This window comes from Streptomyces sp. NPDC107517, from assembly GCF_055582645.1.
In genome coordinates, this window is record NZ_JBVJPM010000014.1 from 67330 (window position 1) to 84283 (window position 16954).

Annotated in this window: 15 protein-coding genes; 8 read left to right on the forward strand and 7 right to left on the reverse strand. The window is 70.0% G+C overall.

Annotation, left to right across the window (positions count from 1 at the left end):
• The first annotated feature begins 11 nt into the window (after positions 1-11).
• From ACZ67T_RS28815 to ACZ67T_RS28835, 5 genes are read left to right on the forward strand one after another with little or no spacing between them, the layout of a single operon-like run.
• Complete coding sequence (locus ACZ67T_RS28815) at positions 12-1385, forward strand: FAD-dependent oxidoreductase (protein ID WP_469987909.1); 1374 nt, start codon at positions 12-14, stop codon at positions 1383-1385.
• Complete coding sequence (locus ACZ67T_RS28820; protein ID WP_469987910.1) at positions 1382-2572, forward strand: CaiB/BaiF CoA transferase family protein; 1191 nt, start codon at positions 1382-1384, stop codon at positions 2570-2572. Before ACZ67T_RS28815 ends, ACZ67T_RS28820 begins: the two co-directional genes overlap by 4 nt.
• Positions 2569-3354 (forward strand): enoyl-CoA hydratase-related protein, encoded by a 786-nt coding sequence (locus tag ACZ67T_RS28825; RefSeq protein WP_469987911.1) that lies wholly within the window; start codon positions 2569-2571, stop codon positions 3352-3354. Before ACZ67T_RS28820 ends, ACZ67T_RS28825 begins: the two co-directional genes overlap by 4 nt.
• 20 nt (positions 3355-3374) lie before the next feature.
• A complete protein-coding gene (locus ACZ67T_RS28830) occupies positions 3375-4268 on the forward strand; it encodes a dihydrodipicolinate synthase family protein (protein WP_469987912.1) in 894 nt (297 codons plus the stop codon).
• A complete protein-coding gene (locus ACZ67T_RS28835; protein ID WP_469987913.1) occupies positions 4268-5041 on the forward strand; it encodes an SDR family oxidoreductase in 774 nt (257 codons plus the stop codon). Before ACZ67T_RS28830 ends, ACZ67T_RS28835 begins: the two co-directional genes overlap by 1 nt.
• Positions 5042-5104: 63 nt before the next feature.
• Here the strand turns inward: ACZ67T_RS28835 and ACZ67T_RS28840 are convergent, their stop codons facing one another.
• Positions 5105-5425 (reverse strand): DUF6191 domain-containing protein, encoded by a 321-nt coding sequence (locus tag ACZ67T_RS28840; protein WP_469987914.1) that lies wholly within the window; start codon positions 5423-5425, stop codon positions 5105-5107.
• Between the two features lie 841 nt (positions 5426-6266).
• Between ACZ67T_RS28840 and ACZ67T_RS28845 the strand changes: the two genes are divergently transcribed.
• Positions 6267-6908, forward strand: coding sequence for a hypothetical protein (locus ACZ67T_RS28845; RefSeq protein ID WP_469987915.1), 642 nt, complete (start codon positions 6267-6269; stop codon positions 6906-6908).
• Between the two features lie 128 nt (positions 6909-7036).
• On the opposite strand, the gene ACZ67T_RS28850 is transcribed toward ACZ67T_RS28845, so the two are convergent.
• The 3 genes from ACZ67T_RS28850 to ACZ67T_RS28860 are packed head-to-tail and all read right to left on the reverse strand — an operon-like array spanning position 7037 to position 9686.
• Positions 7037-7999, reverse strand: coding sequence for an ROK family protein (locus ACZ67T_RS28850; RefSeq protein ID WP_469987916.1), 963 nt, complete (start codon positions 7997-7999; stop codon positions 7037-7039).
• Positions 7996-8868, reverse strand: coding sequence for a cupin domain-containing protein (locus tag ACZ67T_RS28855; RefSeq protein ID WP_469987917.1), 873 nt, complete (start codon positions 8866-8868; stop codon positions 7996-7998). The genes ACZ67T_RS28850 and ACZ67T_RS28855 overlap by 4 nt, the downstream gene beginning before the upstream one ends.
• A gap of 41 nt (positions 8869-8909) precedes the next feature.
• Positions 8910-9686 (reverse strand): phytanoyl-CoA dioxygenase family protein, encoded by a 777-nt coding sequence (locus tag ACZ67T_RS28860; RefSeq protein WP_469987918.1) that lies wholly within the window; start codon positions 9684-9686, stop codon positions 8910-8912.
• Between the two features lie 143 nt (positions 9687-9829).
• On the opposite strand from ACZ67T_RS28860, the gene ACZ67T_RS28865 reads away from it, so the two are divergent.
• Together ACZ67T_RS28865 and ACZ67T_RS28870 are read left to right on the forward strand one after the other, a co-directional pair.
• The gene (locus ACZ67T_RS28865; protein ID WP_469987919.1) at positions 9830-10648 is read left to right on the forward strand and encodes a helix-turn-helix transcriptional regulator; all 819 of its coding nucleotides are present in this window, start codon (positions 9830-9832) and stop codon (positions 10646-10648) included.
• Positions 10649-10891: 243 nt separating this feature from the next.
• Entirely contained in the window at positions 10892-12772 is a 1881-nt protein-coding gene (locus ACZ67T_RS28870; protein WP_469987920.1) for a GH39 family glycosyl hydrolase, read from the forward strand.
• Positions 12773-13147: 375 nt separating this feature from the next.
• Here the strand turns inward: ACZ67T_RS28870 and ACZ67T_RS28875 are convergent, their stop codons facing one another.
• From ACZ67T_RS28875 to ACZ67T_RS28885, 3 genes are read right to left on the reverse strand one after another with little or no spacing between them, the layout of a single operon-like run.
• Positions 13148-15022 (reverse strand): ABC transporter ATP-binding protein, encoded by a 1875-nt coding sequence (locus tag ACZ67T_RS28875; RefSeq protein WP_469987921.1) that lies wholly within the window; start codon positions 15020-15022, stop codon positions 13148-13150.
• A gap of 1 nt (position 15023) precedes the next feature.
• Positions 15024-15962: an ABC transporter permease gene (locus ACZ67T_RS28880; RefSeq protein WP_469987922.1), complete on the reverse strand. Its 939-nt coding sequence runs from the start codon at positions 15960-15962 to the stop codon at positions 15024-15026.
• Positions 15959-16954, reverse strand: a complete 996-nt coding sequence (locus ACZ67T_RS28885; RefSeq protein ID WP_469987923.1) for an ABC transporter permease — start codon at positions 16952-16954, stop codon at positions 15959-15961. Before ACZ67T_RS28885 ends, ACZ67T_RS28880 begins: the two co-directional genes overlap by 4 nt.

The window sequence follows — 16954 nt, forward strand, 5'->3', positions numbered from 1 at the left end:
AAGGAAGTCAGATGCCCCAGACCGTCTCTCTCGACGCCGTCGAGGCACCCGTGGTCCAGCGGTCCGACGTGATCGTGGTCGGCGGCGGACCGGCCGGTGTCAGCGCGGCCGTGGCCGCCGCCCGCACCGGCGCCAGTGTGACCCTGCTGGAGCGCTACTCGGCCCTCGGCGGCCTGGCCTCCGGCGGCATGGTCCTGGTCCTCGACGACATGATCAACGGGAACGAGATCACCGTCACCGGCATCGTCGACGAGTACGTCGAACGGATGGCCAAGCTCGGCCTCGCCGTCTACCCGCCCCCCGAGGAGCGCTACTCCTCACCCGAGATGTGGGCCAAGTGGGGGCGCTGGGGCGCCTTCAACTTCCACTCCCACACCAACCCCAAGCCGATCTGCTACGCCGTCGCCTTCGACCCGGACGGCTGGAAGCGGGTCTCCAACGACCTGGTCCGCGAGAGCGGGGTCAATCTGCGGCTGCACAGCTGGTTCTCCCGGCCGGTGGTCCAGGACGGCGCCGTCAAGGGTGTGGTCTGCGAGACCAAGTCCGGCCCGCAGGCGGTCATGGGCGACGTGGTCATCGACACCACCGGCGACATCGACGTCGCCTCCCGGGCCGGCGCCTCGTACGCCCAGGACAACTATCTGGTCACCCTGGTCTTCCGGCTCGGCGGAGTGGACACCGCGACAGCGGAGCGCTTCGAGCAGGAGAACCCGCGCGAAGCGCGCGCCATCAACCGCAAGATCAAGCGGCTGCTCGGCGGTGCCTGGGAGCTGTGGTGGCTCAAGACGCCCGTGCCCGGTGTGGTGTGGTGCAACGCGCCGCACCTGACCGGCTTCGACGGCACCGACCCGGTCTCCCTCACCGAGGCAGAGTTCGAGGCCCGGGCCCGGATCGGCGCGGTCCTCGACTCCATCAAGTCCGACCTGCCCGGCTTCGGGAACGCCTATCTGCTCGACGTCGCCGAGCAGATGGGGGTCCGTCAGACCCGGCTGCTGCAGGGCGAGTACGTCGTCACCAAGGACGACGTCACCTCCCGCCGCCACTTCGCGGACAGCGTCTCCCGAGGCCGCGACTACTACACGCCCTACCGCGCCCTGCTGCCGCGCGACGTCGACCAGCTGCTGGTCGCCGGACGGCACTACTCGGCCACGCCCGAGGCGCAGCGGATGTCCCGGGAGATACCGCCCTGCATGGCCATGGGCCAGGCAGCCGGCATCGCCGCCGCCACCGCCGTGGAGCAGGGCGTCGCGGTCCGCGACGTGGACCCGGCCGTCATCCAGCGCCGGATGCGCGAACAGGGCGCCGACCCCGGCGACGTACCCGCGCAGAACGCGACCCTCGACGAGAACACGACGGTCGACCAGACCGAGGAGGCCGTGGCATGACCGCCGCCGCACAGCCGCTGAGCGGCATCACCGTCATCGACTTCACCCAGGTCTTCATGGGCCCGTCCTGCACCCAGCTGCTGGGCGACTACGGCGCCGACGTGATCAAGGTGGAGCGTCCCGGCACCGGCGACATCTCCCGGACCTCGATCCCGGACGAGGCCGGCCTGGACAACCCCATCTTCCTGTCGATCAACCGCAACAAGCGCAGCATCGCCATCGACACCCGCACCGAGGAGGGCCGCGAGGCCGTCCAGGAACTGGTGCGCTCCGCCGACGTCGTGGTGAGCAACTTCCGGGCCGGAGTGATGGAACGCCTCGGTCTTGGATACGAGGCGTTGCGTGCGCTCAATCCCGGGATCATCTGGGCCTCCGGCACCGGCTTCGGCACCGAGGGCCCCTACGCCCACAAGGGCGGACAGGACGCGATCGCCCAGGCGTACAGCGGCGTGATGTGGCGCCGGGTGTCCGAGGACGACCCGGTCACCCTCTACCCGACCACGCTCTGCGACTACACCACCGGCATGCACCTGCTCCAGGGCATCCTGCTGGCCCTGCTGCACCGCGACCGCACCGGAGAGGGGCAGAAGGTGGAGGTGTCGATGTACGACTCGATGCTCCACATGCAGATGCAGGAGGCCTGCCAGCAGCTCAACCGGGGCTCCGAGATCAACTGGGCCGCGATGCCGCTGACGGGGGTTTTCCCCACCACGGACGGCGCACTGATCATGGTGGGTGGATTCAAGGCCGACCCGCTGCACCACATCAGCCGCGCCCTCGAACTCGACGAGGACCTGGGGGAACGTCCCGAATTCGCCACCCTCGACCTGCAGTTCGCCCACCGCCCCGAGCTGCAGCGCATCTTCGCCGAGGCCGTGGCCGGCAACACCACCGACCACTGGGTCAAGCGGCTCGAGGAGGAGGACATCCTCTGCGCCCCCGTGCGCAGTCTGGAGGAGACCCTTGACGACGAGCAGACTGCGGTCAACAACATGATCGTCGAGATGGACCACCCCGCCGCCGGCCGGATCCGTGCCCTCAACGCCCCGCTCCACCTCTCCGCCGCACCCGCCACAGTCCGCCGTGTCCCGCCGCGGCTCGGCGAGCACGGCGCCGAGGTGCTCGGCGAACTCGGCTACACCGCCGAGCAGATCGAACTGCTCCGCCAGAAGAAGGTGCTGCGATGACCGACGAGGTCCGCTACATACGGGACGGGCACATCGCCCGGGTCACCATCGACCGCCCCGCCGTCCTCAACGCGGTGAACGTCAAGACACACACCCGTCTCGGCGAGATCTGGGCCGAGATCGAGGCCGACCCCGAGGTCCGGGTGGTCGTCGTCACCGGTGCCGGGGAGCGGTCGTTCTGCGTGGGCGCCGACATGTCCGCCGACGCCGTGGAGAAGACCGGTCTGGAGTACTGGGCCGGCCTCGACCCCAACGGCTTCGGCGGTCTCGGCCTGCGCACCACCCTCGACGTCCCGGTGATCGCCCGCGTCAACGGCTATGCCCTGGGCGGCGGCATGGAGATGGTCCTCGGCTGCGACATCGTCATCGCCGCCGACCACGCCCGGTTCGGCCTCACCGAGCCGAGGGTCGGCCGGATCCCGCTGGACGGCGGGGTCTTCCAGCTGGTCCGCCGGCTGCCGCACACCCAGGCGATGGGGCTGCTGCTCACCGGCCGTCGCGCCTGTGCCGAAGAGATGCAGCGGATGGGCCTGGTCAACGAGGTGGTTCCGGCAGAGCAGTTGGACGAGGCCGTCGACCGCTGGGTCGCCGACATCCTCGCCTGCGCCCCCACTTCCTTGCGTGCCATCAAGCAGATGGTCCAGCGGGGGAGCGGGCTCTCGCCGCAGGACGCCCACAAGCTGCGTACCCCCGCGCTGATGGCGGCGCTCGACAGCGAGGACGGCAAGGAGGGCGTGCTCGCCTTCCAGCAGAAGCGCCCGCCGGTCTGGCCGGGACGATGACGGGAGCGGGGAGCGCACAGATGCCCGAGAAGCTCGCACCCGGTGTGTGGGGTGTGGTCGCCACACCCTTCCACGGCTCCACTCTTGAGGTGGACGAGCCGAGCCTGACCGGACTGGTGGAGCACTACGAGCAGATCGGCACCACCGGTCTGACTGTACTCGGAGTCTTCGGCGAGGCCGCCCGGCTCTCCGCCGGGGAGCGCCGCACGGTGCTGGAGACGGTGGTCGACGCGGTCGGCCTCCCGCTGGTGGTCGGTGTCACCGGACTCGCCACCGCACCGGTGCTGGAGGAGGCCCGGCTGGTTCGCGAGGTAGTCGGAGACCGCCTCGCCGGACTGATGGTGCAGGTCAACTCACCAGACCCGCAGGTGGTCGCGGCCCACCTCAACGCGGTCCACGACGCCACCGGCGCCGGGATCGTGGTCCAGGACTACCCGGAGACCAGCCGGGTCGCCATCCGCACCGCCGATCTGGTCCGCGCCGTCCACGCGGTCCCCTCGGCGGTGGCGGTGAAGGCCGAGGCACCGCCCACCCCGGCGGCCGTCGCCGGCCTCACCGCCGAACTCGACGTGCCGGTCTTCGGCGGCCTGGGCGGCCTCGGCCTCCTCGACGAACTGGCGGCCGGTGCCGCCGGGGCGATGACCGGCTTCTCCTGCCCCGAGGGCCTGATCGCCTGCGTCGAGGCCTGGCGCAGTGGTGGCCACGACGCGGCCCGGGAGGCCTACCTGCCGTATCTGCCGCTCGTCAACTTCGAGGCCCAGGCCGGGATCGGCCTCGCGCTGCGCAAGGAGGCCATCCGGCGGCGCGGCCTGATCACGGAGTCCGGGGTGCGGCCGCCGGCCCCGCGGCTGCCGGAGGCCCTGATCCCGCAGCTGGAACGGCACCTCGCCGCGCTGCCCAAGGAGGTGCACTGATGGACCTCGGTATGCGCGGCCGTGTCGCACTGGTCGCCGCCTCCACGGGCGGCCTGGGCCGTGCCGTCGCCGAAGCGCTGGCCGCCGAAGGCGCCTCGGTCGTGGTGGCCGGGCGACGAGGCGAGCTCGCCGAGGAGATCGCCGCCCAGTTGCCCGAGGCGGTCGCAGTCCAGACCGACCTGTCCGCCCCGGGCGGGCCGCACGCGCTGGTCGAGGCGGCCCGCGAAGCGTACGGCGACCCGGACATCCTGATCCTCAACGGACCCGGCCCCCGGCCGGGCACCGCCGCGGACCTGGACACAGGCGACCTCGCCGCTGCGGTGGACTCGCTGCTGCTGGCCCAACAGCGGCTGGTGGCACTGGTCCTGCCCGCGATGCGGCGCCGAGGCTGGGGCCGCATCCTGGCGATCGGCTCCAGCGGGATCGCCGCGCCACTGCCCGGGCTCGCCCTCTCCAACGCCGGACGCGCCGCCCTGGCCGCGTACCTGAAGACCCTCGCCACCGAGGTGGCGGCGGACGGAGTCACCGTCAACCTGCTGCTGCCCGGGCGGATCGCCACCGACCGGGTGGCGGCGCTGGACGCCGCACGGGCCGAACGCGAGCAGCGCCCCGTCACCGAGGTCGAGGCCGCCTCCAAGGCCACGATCCCCGCGGGCCGCTACGGCACCCCCGCCGAGTTCGGAGCGGCGGCCGCCTTCCTGTGCGGCGCCCCTGCCTCCTACATCACCGGGATCGCACTGCGCGTCGACGGCGGCCTGGTCCGCAGTCTGTGAACCGGACCGGCCGGGGTACGGGCCGAGGCGCTCGGCGGCCTCCTGAGCGGTTGGGCCCCGCTCCTACGGGTTGAGGCGCGGCATTCGGACGACCACGGTTCCGGCGTCCAGGTTCACCGTTGTCCTGTTCGGCGGTGCTCCGTCATCTTCCTCATCCGGCATGACAAGTGCCGACTGCCGCTCCTTCAGCTCATTCTGCTTGCCCGGCGAAAGGGTCGCGTGAAGCTGCTCGAACCCCGTCGCGGATATCTGCCCCTGGCGCGCGCTGTTCCGCCAGGGCAACATGCCGGCCCGGCCCGCGCGCAACAGCAGCTGATCGGCGAAGGCCACCAGCGTCAGCAGGACGACCAACCCGGGCAAGGTCATGAAGAACACGAGTTCCATGTTCCGAGTATCCGCTCCCAGCCGGTCGGCACTCAGCCTTCGACGGCACACGCCCAGTGTCTCCTTGCCGGGAACGGTGCCGTCTCACGGTCCTCTTGGGGTGACAGGCTCCGGAGGGCTCAGGCCCGTTTGCCCAGGGAAGGCAGACCGCCGGACACGGTGCGCGTGCCCTGGCCCGTCTTCAAGACGCGCCGCGGCTTCCCCGATGACCGGCCGGCCTCCGCCTCAGCCACGGCTCTCGCTTGTTCCTTGACCTCCTTCACTGTTGCCGCCCATGTCGCCTGGTCCGGCGTGCCGCAGCATGGCGCCAGGAAGGTCTGCTCGGGTATCGGAGGGCGTGGCCTTGAAGGCTGGCTGGTCATCGCTCTTTGGAGGGCGTGGCCTTGAAGGCTGGCTGGTCATCGTTCTTCCCTCTCGACTTGGAGCCGCTCTCCGAGTTTTTGCGGCGAGCGCGTAGGCGGGGTGGGTGTGGAGCTGGTTCGTAGCAATGACGCGCAGCTCCGCCCAGCCGCGCCACGGATCGAAGCAGCAAAGGCTGATCCGAGTATCTGCGCCGACGGCCTCTCGCGATGCCTCCGGAACAGTCCGTCGTGGGGCCCGCGGACATTGCAGCTCCGGCAGGGCAGTCCCCGGAAAAGTCCGGTGACCGTCATCTACAAGAGCACCCCCAAGTGCGCGGCCGTGTGCGCCGCCAGGACAGCCGCTGTGCCCCCGACGACTTGCCGACACAGCCCGCAAGTTGAGCCTTCACCCTTTCATCACAATCTCATCACTGCGTCGACATGTTCGCTACATCCACCCTTACCGTCATGTGTCACCGCACATCTCATGGGGGGGTCTCATGTCGTACAACCAACCGCCGCCGCAGCAGCCGCAGTTCCAGGGTCCGACGCCGCCTGGGCCGGCCATGCCGGGGCCCGGGTCTCGGCCGCCGTCGGGTGGGCCGAAGTGGGCGAAGAAGCGGTTCGTCATCCCGGCGGCGTTCGTGATCCTGTTCCTCGGTGTCGGCATCGGAACATCCGGGAGCGGCGCGGAGAAGACGGCTGCGGACGCGAAGCCCGCGCCGACGGTCACCGTGACGGAGCGCGCAGCCGCGAAGGACGGCAAGGTGAAGCCGGCGCCGACGGTGACGGTCACGAAGACGGCGAAGCCCAAGGCTGCGGCCCCCGCTGAGAAGCCGGCCGCCGACAAGGCGCCGTCGGGCAAGGTCGTGTTCAAGGTGTGGGGGTCGGCGCCGTCCGGCGTCGACACGACGTACGGCAGTGACAGCGACAACCGTGACGGCTCCGGGTTGCCCATGACGAAGACACTGCCGCTGAACGATGACGCCCTGTACTTCCACATCACGGCACAGTTGCAGGGCGGCGGGGACATCAACTGCTCTGTGACCATCGGTGACGAGACGAAGAAGGGGCACGCGTCCGGCAGCTACAACATCTGCACGGCACAGCTGAACGGCGGCCTACTCGGAGGCTGGGACTAGGGCCTCACGTCTGGATCAGGCCGGGCTCGCGGGGCCTGGTCCGGCCTGATCCAGACGGATGGCTCTGCGGTCTCGGTCACAGCGTCCGCCGAGGGGCTGGCGGCAGGGATCCGGCGGGGGAGCGGGAGTCACCCGGGCGGCTGTTCCCAAACGGCCAGTGCCGCGCCGACGAGCCCGGATCGGTCACCGAGTTCAGCGCAGCGCAGTGGTGGCCGGCCCGGGCGCGGGGAAGTCTCCGCGTAGGCCTCCTGCGCAGCCTCGTGGAGCAGCCCTCCGGCGGTGCCGAGTCCGCCGCCGATGACGATCGCCTCGGGGTCGAGCAGTGACACCGTCCACGCCAGTGCGGTGCCGAGTGCCCGGCCGGCCGTGGTGAGTAGGGCGGCCGCCGTCCGGTCACCGGCAACGGCCCGTGTCGTCACCTGCCGCGCCTCGGTGACGTCGGCTCCGGTGGCCGCTGCGTAACCGGCGGCTATGCCGGCCCCGGATACGCAGTCTTCGAGGTTCGGGATACGTCCGTCGCGCACGGCGGCGGAGAACGTCGGATCGACGGATGCGGGGACCTCCCAGCTTCCCAGCGCCACCGCCTCCCCGCGGTGCCCCTCCCACACCTGCCCGCACTGGACGAACGTGGCCGACAGGCCGGTGCCCAGCGAGACGTAGAGAAACGAGCCGAGCCCACGGCCGCCGCCGCACCTGGCTTCGGCCAGTGCGCCGCAGCGTACGTCCGACTCCACGACCACCGCCCGTCCGGGCGCCAGCGGGGCGAGGAGGTCCGCGGGCTGGGCTGTCCAGTCAAGGACGTCGTGGCTGGTCAACTTCCGGTTCGTATGGACGAATTCGGGGAGTCCGGCGCCGATTCCGACGATCTCCGCGTTCAGGGCGGCAGCCGCCTCGGTCATCTCCCGTGCCATCGCGACGGTGCCGGCGAGTTCTGGATCCCGCCTCCCGTGCTCTGCCGTCGGGCGTGCTGCTGAGCGCAGCACGGTGCCGTCGGCGGTCACCAGACCGGCGACGAGCGTGGTGCCCCCGACGTCGAGGGCCACCGCGACCCGTGGGCGTCCGGTCGGTGAGCCGGTCGTCCGCGTGCTCACGGTTGCCATCCGACCGGTACGCGTCCCGCCCCGGCCCAGTAGCGGGCTCCGTTGCCGTCGACGTCCACGAGCCGGTACACGGTGCCCTTCGGCAGGTAGGCCGCGTCGTCCGGTTCGAGGCGGTGCCACGCCGGTCCCTCGTAGGCGGGCAGATGAAGATGCAGGGCGCCGTCCGTGACGTACAGGACGGTCTCGTCGTGCGCGGTGTGCTCCTCTCCCATGTGTCCGGGTGAGAGGTGCCCGCGTGTGACGGTCAGATACTCGGTGTCGACCGCCGTTCCCGCGAGATGCCCGCCGTTGTCCTCGGGCAGCCAGTGCAGATGGTCCTCCTCCCGCACCACATGGATGCGGGCGGCGGCGTCACGCTCGGCCTTCGCCGCCGGCCACTTGTTGTCCCAACGGGAGTCGCGGTAGCGCGTCTGTGTCAGGAGGGGCTTGCTGCGCGCATAGGGCGACGCGGTGTTGCGCGACGGCGGCGGTGAGAAGAACTCCAGTACGTGTACGGGCTCGTGACGGGGGTTCATCGCGTGGTTCCAGGTGTCCCGACGGAAGAATCCGACGTCCCCCGCCTTGAGCGGACGCACCTCGCCGTTCTCCGGGTCGATGAGAACGAGTTCCCCTGCGAGCACGACGTACGCGACGTCGGCGCCGAACACCGTGGGGTTCATGGCCGAGTGCACGTACCTGCCGCGCGGGGGGAGGGTGAAGTGCAGTACATGCAGGTCCGCCGACGACACGTAGACCTGGTCGCTGACGTATCCGGATCCGTCCGAGTCGCCCCACAGATGGCGGGCCGCGTCCTGCTGGCGGATGACGGTGGGGTGGTCGTAGGTGGGACGGGGTGTCGGTCGCCGGACGGCCTCGCTCATCGCATCTCCCTCTGTCTGCCGTGTCTGCCGTGTCCTTCGTGTCAGATCTCCGCGACGACCTCGCCACCGTCGAGGAACCGTTCGACGGCGCCCTGGGGGGTGGCCGCGTCGTCCTTGGCGGTGATGACCTCCTTGGAGTACTGCGCGATGTAGACCCGCCGGTTGCGGTCGGTGAGGTTGGGGCCGCTGCAGTGCATCACCACGCTCGAGAACACGACGACGGAGCCGGCCGGAGCGGTCATGGGGATGCCCGGGTCGGAGCCGAAGTAGCAGACCCTGTCGTTGGTCGAGGGGTCCGTGATGTGCTTCACGTACGACTTGATCCCCGAGCGTGAGTACGGCAGCAGACGGACCGGGCCGTTGTCCTCGGTGACGTCGTCGAGGGCGATCCAGACGGTCACATAGGGCTCGTGGTCCTCATGCACGTAGCCGGAGTCCTGATGCCAGGAGAACGACGTCTCCGGGTCGCCCGCTTTGATGACGTACTGCTCCCAGAAGAGGTAGGCGTCCTTGCCCAGGGTGGCCTCGCAGATCTGGGCCATGGTGTCGCTGAAGAGGAACTGCCGCAGTTCCGGGCGGTCTTGGTAGATCATGTTGCTGAAGTAGCGCTTGCCGCGGTGGTTGATTCCGATCCGGTCGACGCCGGCCGCGTCCATCGCGGCGTCGAGCCGGTCGATCGAGTACTGCGCGCCGCCGCGCAGCAGCTCGAGCTGCTCGTCGGTGAGCACGCGCTCGAGGACGAAGTAGCCCTCGGTTTCGTACTGTTCGCGCATTTCGGGTGTCACGAGAGTGCTGCGTGCAGCGTCGGCTACTGCCATGGTGTGCCTCCTGGGGCATGCCTGACGGAAGTGTTTCGTGCGGGTGATCCGTACGCCCTCGACGCTAGGACCGCGGGCGACGGCCGCGGAATGTACGGGGGCGGCAGGGACATGGACGTTCTGGCGCCGATACAGTCGCCGGCATGGGTATGCGTACGGTCGTCGCGGTCTCGGAGGGGCCCGTGACGCGGCTCGGTCAGGTGGTGCTCGCGGGGGAGGTGATTGACGACGAGCCGATCATGCCGTCGTCCCTGAGGGTCATGGACCAGTACGTTCTCTCGGTCATCCTGGGCGGCGAGGGCAGCTACCGCGACGCCGCGGGGCGCCAGGAGCGGCTGGTGCCGGGCGCCCACACGATCGTGCCGCCCGGCGTGCCGCACTGGTACGGAACCGACCCGGGCCGGCGATGGACGGAGCTCTTCGTCGTCTTCACGGGACCGCTCTTCGACTCCGTGGCAGAGCTGTGCGGGCTCGATGTCGCGGGCCCGCGCTACCCGCGCCCCGTGCCGTCGATCGAGGCGCTGCGCAGTGTGCTGCGGACCCCGCCGCGCTCGCAGCGGGCCGCTGAGCACCAACTGCTCGCACTGGTCGACTGGTTGGTCGATGCGGCGGACACGGGCGAGGCGCACACGGGTTCCGGCCCTGACTTCAGCCCCGAGGTCGCGCACGCGGTGAGTCGCCTGTCGGACGACCTCACCGCAGGTGTGGACCTGCGGGCTCTCGCTGCGGAGTCGGGTCTGACGTACGACACGTTCCGTCGCCACTTCACCGCGGAGGTCGGCCAGACGCCGTCCGCCTTCCGCAGTGCGCGGCGTCTGCAGGCGGCCGCCACGCTGCTGCGGCTCACCGACATGACGCATCGTGAGATTGCCCGGACTCTGGGCTTCGCCGACGAGTTCCACCTCTCCCGGCGCTTCCGCGCGCACTTCGGTATGCCGCCGCGCGAGTACCGCGCGTCGTGAACGGCGTCGCTCCGAGGTCTTGTGGCGGAGCCTCCGACGGGCGTTGAGCGGCACCGGCCGATGCGCCAACTGCCTGGACGTACAAGCATCGTTCGGTGCGGGAGCGGTGGGTGGATCACAGTCTTGACAAGCTGCCCGAGGTGCTGTGAGGTACCAGGAAACCGGTTTCACAGCCGATTCCCTGCACGTCCCGTGGGCTTCCGGGACCAGGGGCACATCTGCGTACGACCGCCTGGAGGACTGATGAGCACCGGCATCGAGCGCCCTGAGGGAACCGACTGCGAGAGCGGCACGGACCGCGACCCCAAGGCCCGCGAGGACTGGGAACAGCGGATCGGCAACCGGTCCGACCACCGCGCTGAGGCCTCTGTCCCGAAGCTGCCGCCACCCACCGGACTCACCCTGACGCAGGGCACCGGACACGTCCTGCTGCGCTGGCAGCCCGTCAAAGGTGCCATCGGCTACCTGGTGTTCCGTGCCCCTGCGGGTGCACCGCGGGATGAACTGACGCCGGTGGACCACTTCGGCCGCGACGTACTCGCCATCCCGGATGTCTGGTACGTCGACACGACCGGCGGGCCGGGAGTCGTCTACGACTACGCCGTCGCGTCCGTTGCGACCGTGACCGAGCACGGCGCACCGGGCGAGGTGGTCACGGGAGGATCGGCGAAGGCCGAAGGCGCCGTCCCCCAGGTCGAGTTGGCGGTCGATGCCAGTGCTGACGGCGAGCGGCTGTCCCGGCCGTGGCAGCCGATGATCGGCAGCGAGCGGCTCAGCCAGCTCCTGTGCACCGACACCACCGGCGGCAGGGTGGTCGGCACAGAGCTGGAGGCCGCACTGCGCCGGGTCCACGACGAGGTCGGCGTCCACGCGGTGCGGGCGCATTCGATCCTCCACGACGACCTGGGCGTCTATCGCGAGATCGACGGCGAGCCCGTGCACGACTTCACCCTCGTCGACGAGGTGTACGACCGGATCACGGCGATCGGACTGCGTCCGTGTGTCGAACTCGGCTTCATGCCGAGGGACTTGGCGAGCGACACCGACAAGACCGTGTTCGAGTACCGCGGCATTGTGTCGCCGCCCAGGAACTGGGACCGCTGGGCCGGCCTGATCAGCGCCCTGGTACGACACCTGATGGACCGCTACGGCGAGGACGAGGTGCTCGGCTGGGACTTCGAGGTGTGGAACGAGGCCAACCTCGGGGTGTTCTGGTCCGGTACGCGCGACGTGTGGATGCGTCTGTACGACGTGACGGCCGCTGCTGTGAAGGCGGTCGACCCGCGCCTCGCCGTGGGCGGCCCGTCCTCGGCGGCAGCGGGCTGGGTGGACGAACTCCTTGAGCACACCGCCCGCTCCGGCGCACCGGTCGACTTCGTCACCACCCACACGTACGGCAACGCGCCGTTGGATCTGCGCCCCACCCTGGAGCGTCATGGCAGCGATGCGCGCATCCTGTGGACCGAGTGGGGTGTGACGCCGTCCCACTTCCATCCGGTCAACGACACCGTCTCGTCGGCCACGTTCCTGCTGCACGGGATGCGTTCCGCGGCGGGGCGGCTGGAGGCACTCTCGTACTGGGTGGCGAGTGACCATTTCGAGGAGCTCGGCCGCCCGCCGAGGCTGTTGCACGGCGGCTTCGGCCTGATCACGGTGGGTGGCATCGCGAAGGCGCGCTACCACGCGCTGTATCTGCTCTCCCGCCTCGGGGACTGCCAGCTTCCGGTGAGCGCACAGGGCGACGGCGCCGACGGGCTCGTGCAGTCGTGGGCCTCCCGGCATGACGACGGCTCGCTCGGCATCCTGCTCTGGAACCACACCCTCGACCAGGAAAAGGCCGAGGGCGACGCCGCCTTGGCGCGCGGGGTCAAGCTGCGCATCGACGGCCTCGGCGAGGGGGCCACGGCCCGGGTCACGCGCCTGGACGCCGAGCACGGCGACGTCACCACGCTGGCCGGCCGCCTCGGGGTGGGCGAGTGGCCCAGCGACGAGCAGTGGGACCAGCTGAGGGCCGCGGACCGGCTGGTGGCCGAGCCCGTGTCGCTGGAGTACACACCGGAGGGTGCCGTCCTCATGCTTGACCTGCCCCAGCCCTCGGCGGTCCTCGTCGAAGTGAGCGTCTGACGGACGCTGCGCGTGCGCCGGTTCCTCCGGACCAGCTGCACGATGCCTGTGGGGTCGGCCAGGCCACGCTGACCTGGCCGACTTTCGAGGGCGCACTGGGGTACCTCGTGCACACCGCGAGCGTGCCCCGGCACGCCGGCGCCGCTGGACCACGGGGGCAGCGATCTGCCGGTGGTGCCTGTCTGCTGCCGCACGTCGGCACCCGCTCCTGGGCGTGCCGGAACCCGCGAGCTCGCGTGATCCACACGGAAGGACCTGGCACCGCAGCCGTCTGCTGTGTGCGGCCCGCAGGCATGGGTGACCTCGCGGTCGGCCGCGTTCGTGCACCTCTGGCTCAGCGGGTGGCTCACCCCTTCACGGGGCGAGCCACCCTTGTCACGCTCTGGCGGGTTCCGTTCGCGATCCGCCCGGCCGGGGGATCGCCGCGAGCAGTTTGCGCGTGTACGGGTCCTTGGCGTCGCCGATCACGTCGAGCGTGGGTCCCCGCTCGACCATGACGCCCTTGTTGAGCACGAGTACCTCGTCGGCGAGAAGCCGTGCACTGAGCAGGTCGTGCGTGATGTAGAGCATCGCGATGCCCCGGTCGCGTACGAGCCGGTCGAGCAGCTCGACGATCTCGGCACGGATGGACACGTCGAGCATGGAGATCGGCTCGTCGGCGACCAGTACTTCGGGCTCCGGCGCGAGCGCACGCGCGATGACCACCCGCTGCCGCTGCCCGCCCGAGAGCTGGTTGGGAAGCTTGTCCAGATACTGCTCCGCGGGGCTCATGCCGACGGTTTCGAGGAGTTCCGCGGCGCGGGCACGGGCCTGTTCGCGGTCCATGCCCAGGTGGTTCCGCAGCGGCCGGCTGAGCGCGTAGGCGACCGTCCGGGAGGGGTTGAGCGCGGAGAAGGGGTCCTGGAACACCAGCTGTACATGCCGCCGGTAGCGGCGCAGGGCGCGACGCCGCAACGTGTCCACGCGGCCGTCCTTGAAGTGCACGGACCCGCTGGTGGGCCGCTCCACCCCGGTGAGTATCCGGGCGATGGTGGTCTTGCCGGATCCGCTCTGGCCGACGAGGGCGCTGACCCGCCCCGGCCGAAGTGCGAACGACACGTCGTCAACGGCGCGGACGGATGTGGTCCGCAGACCGCGCCTCGTCTTGTACGTCTTGCTGGCGTGGTCCACGACCAGCACCGGTTCGACGTGGTCCGAGTCCCGCGCGCCGGCACCGGAGACGGCGGAGAAGACCGAGGCGGGGCGGTCGGCGGCGGCCGCCTGTTCCGGCCGGGCCGCGGCGCCCTGTGACTGCTCGACCAGCAGGCAGCGGGCCTCGCCGTGTGCGGCGGGCAAAAGCGCGGGGTGCTCGGTGCGGCAGGCGTCGACGGCGACAGGACAACGCGGTTCGAACAGGCAGCCCGTGTGCTCGCGGGACAGGTCCGGCGGCCGGCCCGGTATGAAGGCGACCTGGACGACCTCGTCGCGCGGGTCGGCGTACGAGCCGAGCAGCCCGGTGCTGTAGGGGTGCAGCTGGGCGGCGACCATGTCGGCGGCGGGCTGGTTCTCGACGATCTCGCCCGCGTACATGACGAGCACCCGGTCCGCCATCTCCATGACCGTGCCCAGGTCGTGGCTGATGAAGAGCACGGCGAACCCGAGCTGCCGCTGCAGGTCCCGGAGCCGGTCGAGGATGTCACGCTGTACCACCACGTCGAGGCCGGTGGTCGGTTCGTCCAGGAGCACGAACTTCGGCCGCAGCGCCAGGGCGAGTGCGAGCGCGACGCGCTGCTTCATGCCACCGGACAGCTCGTGCGGGTAGCGTCTGAGCACACCTCGTTCGAGTGAGACCAACTCCAGTAGTTCGCCCGCCCGTTCGTCCACGTCGAGGTCTTCTCCCGCGGCCTCGGGATGCGCGGCGAAGGTGTCGGCGAACTGCTCGCGCACGGTGATCACCGGGTTGAGCGAGTTCATGCTGGACTGGAACACGGTCGACAGGTCGGCCCAGCGCAGCGGCCGCAGTTCGTCCTCGTCGGCGTGCGTGATGTCGCGCCCGTCGAAGTCGATGCTGCCGCCGCTGATCGCGGCGGGTTTCTCCAGGAGCCGCAGGATCGCGTTGCCGAGGGTCGACTTGCCGCAGCCCGACTCGCCGAGCAGGCCGACGAACTCGCCCTGGCCGACCTCGAAACTGACGCGATCGACGGCTCGTACGGCGCGCGAGCCGCGTGGGCTGTAGGTGACGGTGAGGTCCTTGACCCGGAGCAGAGCCATCTCAGTCCTCCCTCAGGTGCGGGTTGCTCAGCGCATCGACGCCGAAGTTGATGAGCGAGAACGAGGTGACCAGGAGGGCGAGGATCAGCCCCGGCGCGATCAGCCACGCCCACTGGCCGGTCGTCATCGCACCGCCCATGCTCGCCTGGTTGAGCATCGTTCCCCAGCTCGTTGTCGACGGGTCGCCGAGCCCCAGGAACGCGAGGCCCGACTCGGCACCGATCGCCCCGAGGGCCGATCCCATGAAGTCGACGACGATCAGCGAGATCATGTTGGGTGCGATCTCGTACGCGATGATCCGCGCGGTGCTGTCGCCTGCGAACTTCGCTGCGGTCACGTAGTCGCGGGTGCGCAGCGTGATGATCTGGGCGCGCTTGACGCGGGCGCCGAAGGCCCAGCCGGTGATGGTGATGACGATGATGATGAGTCCGAGGCCCTTGACCGGTGCGTACGCCGCGAGCGTGATCATCAGGGGCAGCACCGGCACGACGAGGCCGAGGTTGATGAAGAACGAGAGCACCTCGTCCACCACACCCTGCAGGTAGCCGGCGGTCAGCCCGATGGCGACGGCGATCAGGGTGGACAGGGTGCCTGCCACGAGCCCGACGATCAGCGAGGTGCGCGCTCCGTAGACGATCTGGGAGAACACGTCCTCACCGCGGGCTGTCGTTCCCAGCCAATGGGCGCCCGTCGGCCCCTCTGAGAGCGGGAAGGTGTCCAGGCGGGGGGCGTACGGCGCGATGACGGGAGCGCATGCCGCGACCAGGACGAAGGCGGCGAGGAGCAGCAGTCCGACACGGCACTTGCCGTTGCGCCACAGGATGAGGAACCAACCGGGCAGCCGTGCGGATCGGCCCGCGGTGATCGCGGCGATCTGTACGCCTTCGGTGTCCCCGGGGGTGGCCCCTGCCATGGCGTTCGGGGTGTTCGCGAGGGTCATGCCGCCTCCGTCCGCCGGACCCGGGGATCCAGGAGCCCGTAGGTGACATCGGCGAGGAAGTTGGCGATCAGTACCCCGACGGTGGTGAACAGGAACAGTGTCTGCATGAGGGGGAAGTCCTTGTTGCTGACCGCTTCCAGCAACAGCCGGCCGAGACCCGGGTAGTTGAAGATGCTCTCCACGAGTACGGTGCCGCCGAGGATGCTGCCGAGCGCGATGGCGAAGCCCGTGACGTTGGGCAGGATCGCGATCCGTGCGCCGTAGGTCAGGGCGATCCGGCGCCTGGGCAGTCCCTTGGCGAGGGCGAGGCGTGCGTAGTCCTCGCCGAGGGTCTGCACCATGTTGTTGCGCATGCCGATGATCCAGCCGATCGGCCCGGTGATCAGCAGGGACAGAGCGGGGAGCACGCTGTGCTGGAAGGCGTCGGAGAAGAAGAGCCAGGTCCAGCCGGGGCTGCTGCCTCCGCCGTAACCGCCGCCCTCGGGAAACCAGTTGAGGGTGATCGCGAAGACGAAGATGAGCAGCAGCGCGATCCAGAAGAACGGCAGCGTGCCCACGAACGTCGACCCGAGCGTGATCGCGGAGTCGACCTTGCTGTTGCGCCGGTAGGCGGCCCAGGCGCCGAGCAGTGTCCCGATGATGAACGAGAGGATCTGTGTCACGCCCACCAGGACCAGGGTCCAGGGCACCGCCTGGGCGACGACGTCGCCCACGCTGTACGGGTAGTAGGTGTACGAGATGCCGAACTGTCCGTGGGCGAGCGCGCCGAGGTAGTCCCAGTACTGGGAGAGCAGACTGCCGTCCGGAGCGCCGAGCATCTTGCGGACGGCCGCCAGCTGGGCCGGGTTGACCGCCTGCGTCTTGCCCGCCAGACGGGACAGGATGGCTTGGGCCGGATCCCCCGGCTGGAGCCGGGGGATGAGGAAGTTCAGCGTCACCGCGGCCCACAGAGTGGCCAGGAGAAAGCCCGCGCGGCGTATGAAATAGGTCAT

Coding starts and splice junctions, on each gene's coding strand:
- ACZ67T_RS28880 (WP_469987922.1), bottom strand. CDS start 15,962: ATGACCCTCGCGAACACCCCGAACGCCATGGCAGGGGCCACCCCCGGG.
- ACZ67T_RS28840 (WP_469987914.1), bottom strand. CDS start 5,425: ATGGAACTCGTGTTCTTCATGACCTTGCCCGGGTTGGTCGTCCTGCTG.
- ACZ67T_RS28835 (WP_469987913.1), top strand. CDS start 4,268: ATGGACCTCGGTATGCGCGGCCGTGTCGCACTGGTCGCCGCCTCCACG.
- ACZ67T_RS28825 (WP_469987911.1), top strand. CDS start 2,569: ATGACCGACGAGGTCCGCTACATACGGGACGGGCACATCGCCCGGGTC.
- ACZ67T_RS28845 (WP_469987915.1), top strand. CDS start 6,267: ATGTCGTACAACCAACCGCCGCCGCAGCAGCCGCAGTTCCAGGGTCCG.
- ACZ67T_RS28875 (WP_469987921.1), bottom strand. CDS start 15,022: ATGGCTCTGCTCCGGGTCAAGGACCTCACCGTCACCTACAGCCCACGC.
- ACZ67T_RS28865 (WP_469987919.1), top strand. CDS start 9,830: ATGGGTATGCGTACGGTCGTCGCGGTCTCGGAGGGGCCCGTGACGCGG.
- ACZ67T_RS28820 (WP_469987910.1), top strand. CDS start 1,382: ATGACCGCCGCCGCACAGCCGCTGAGCGGCATCACCGTCATCGACTTC.
- ACZ67T_RS28855 (WP_469987917.1), bottom strand. CDS start 8,868: ATGAGCGAGGCCGTCCGGCGACCGACACCCCGTCCCACCTACGACCAC.
- ACZ67T_RS28870 (WP_469987920.1), top strand. CDS start 10,892: ATGAGCACCGGCATCGAGCGCCCTGAGGGAACCGACTGCGAGAGCGGC.
- ACZ67T_RS28815 (WP_469987909.1), top strand. CDS start 12: ATGCCCCAGACCGTCTCTCTCGACGCCGTCGAGGCACCCGTGGTCCAG.
- ACZ67T_RS28830 (WP_469987912.1), top strand. CDS start 3,375: ATGCCCGAGAAGCTCGCACCCGGTGTGTGGGGTGTGGTCGCCACACCC.
- ACZ67T_RS28860 (WP_469987918.1), bottom strand. CDS start 9,686: ATGGCAGTAGCCGACGCTGCACGCAGCACTCTCGTGACACCCGAAATG.
- ACZ67T_RS28885 (WP_469987923.1), bottom strand. CDS start 16,954: ATGACCTATTTCATACGCCGCGCGGGCTTTCTCCTGGCCACTCTGTGG.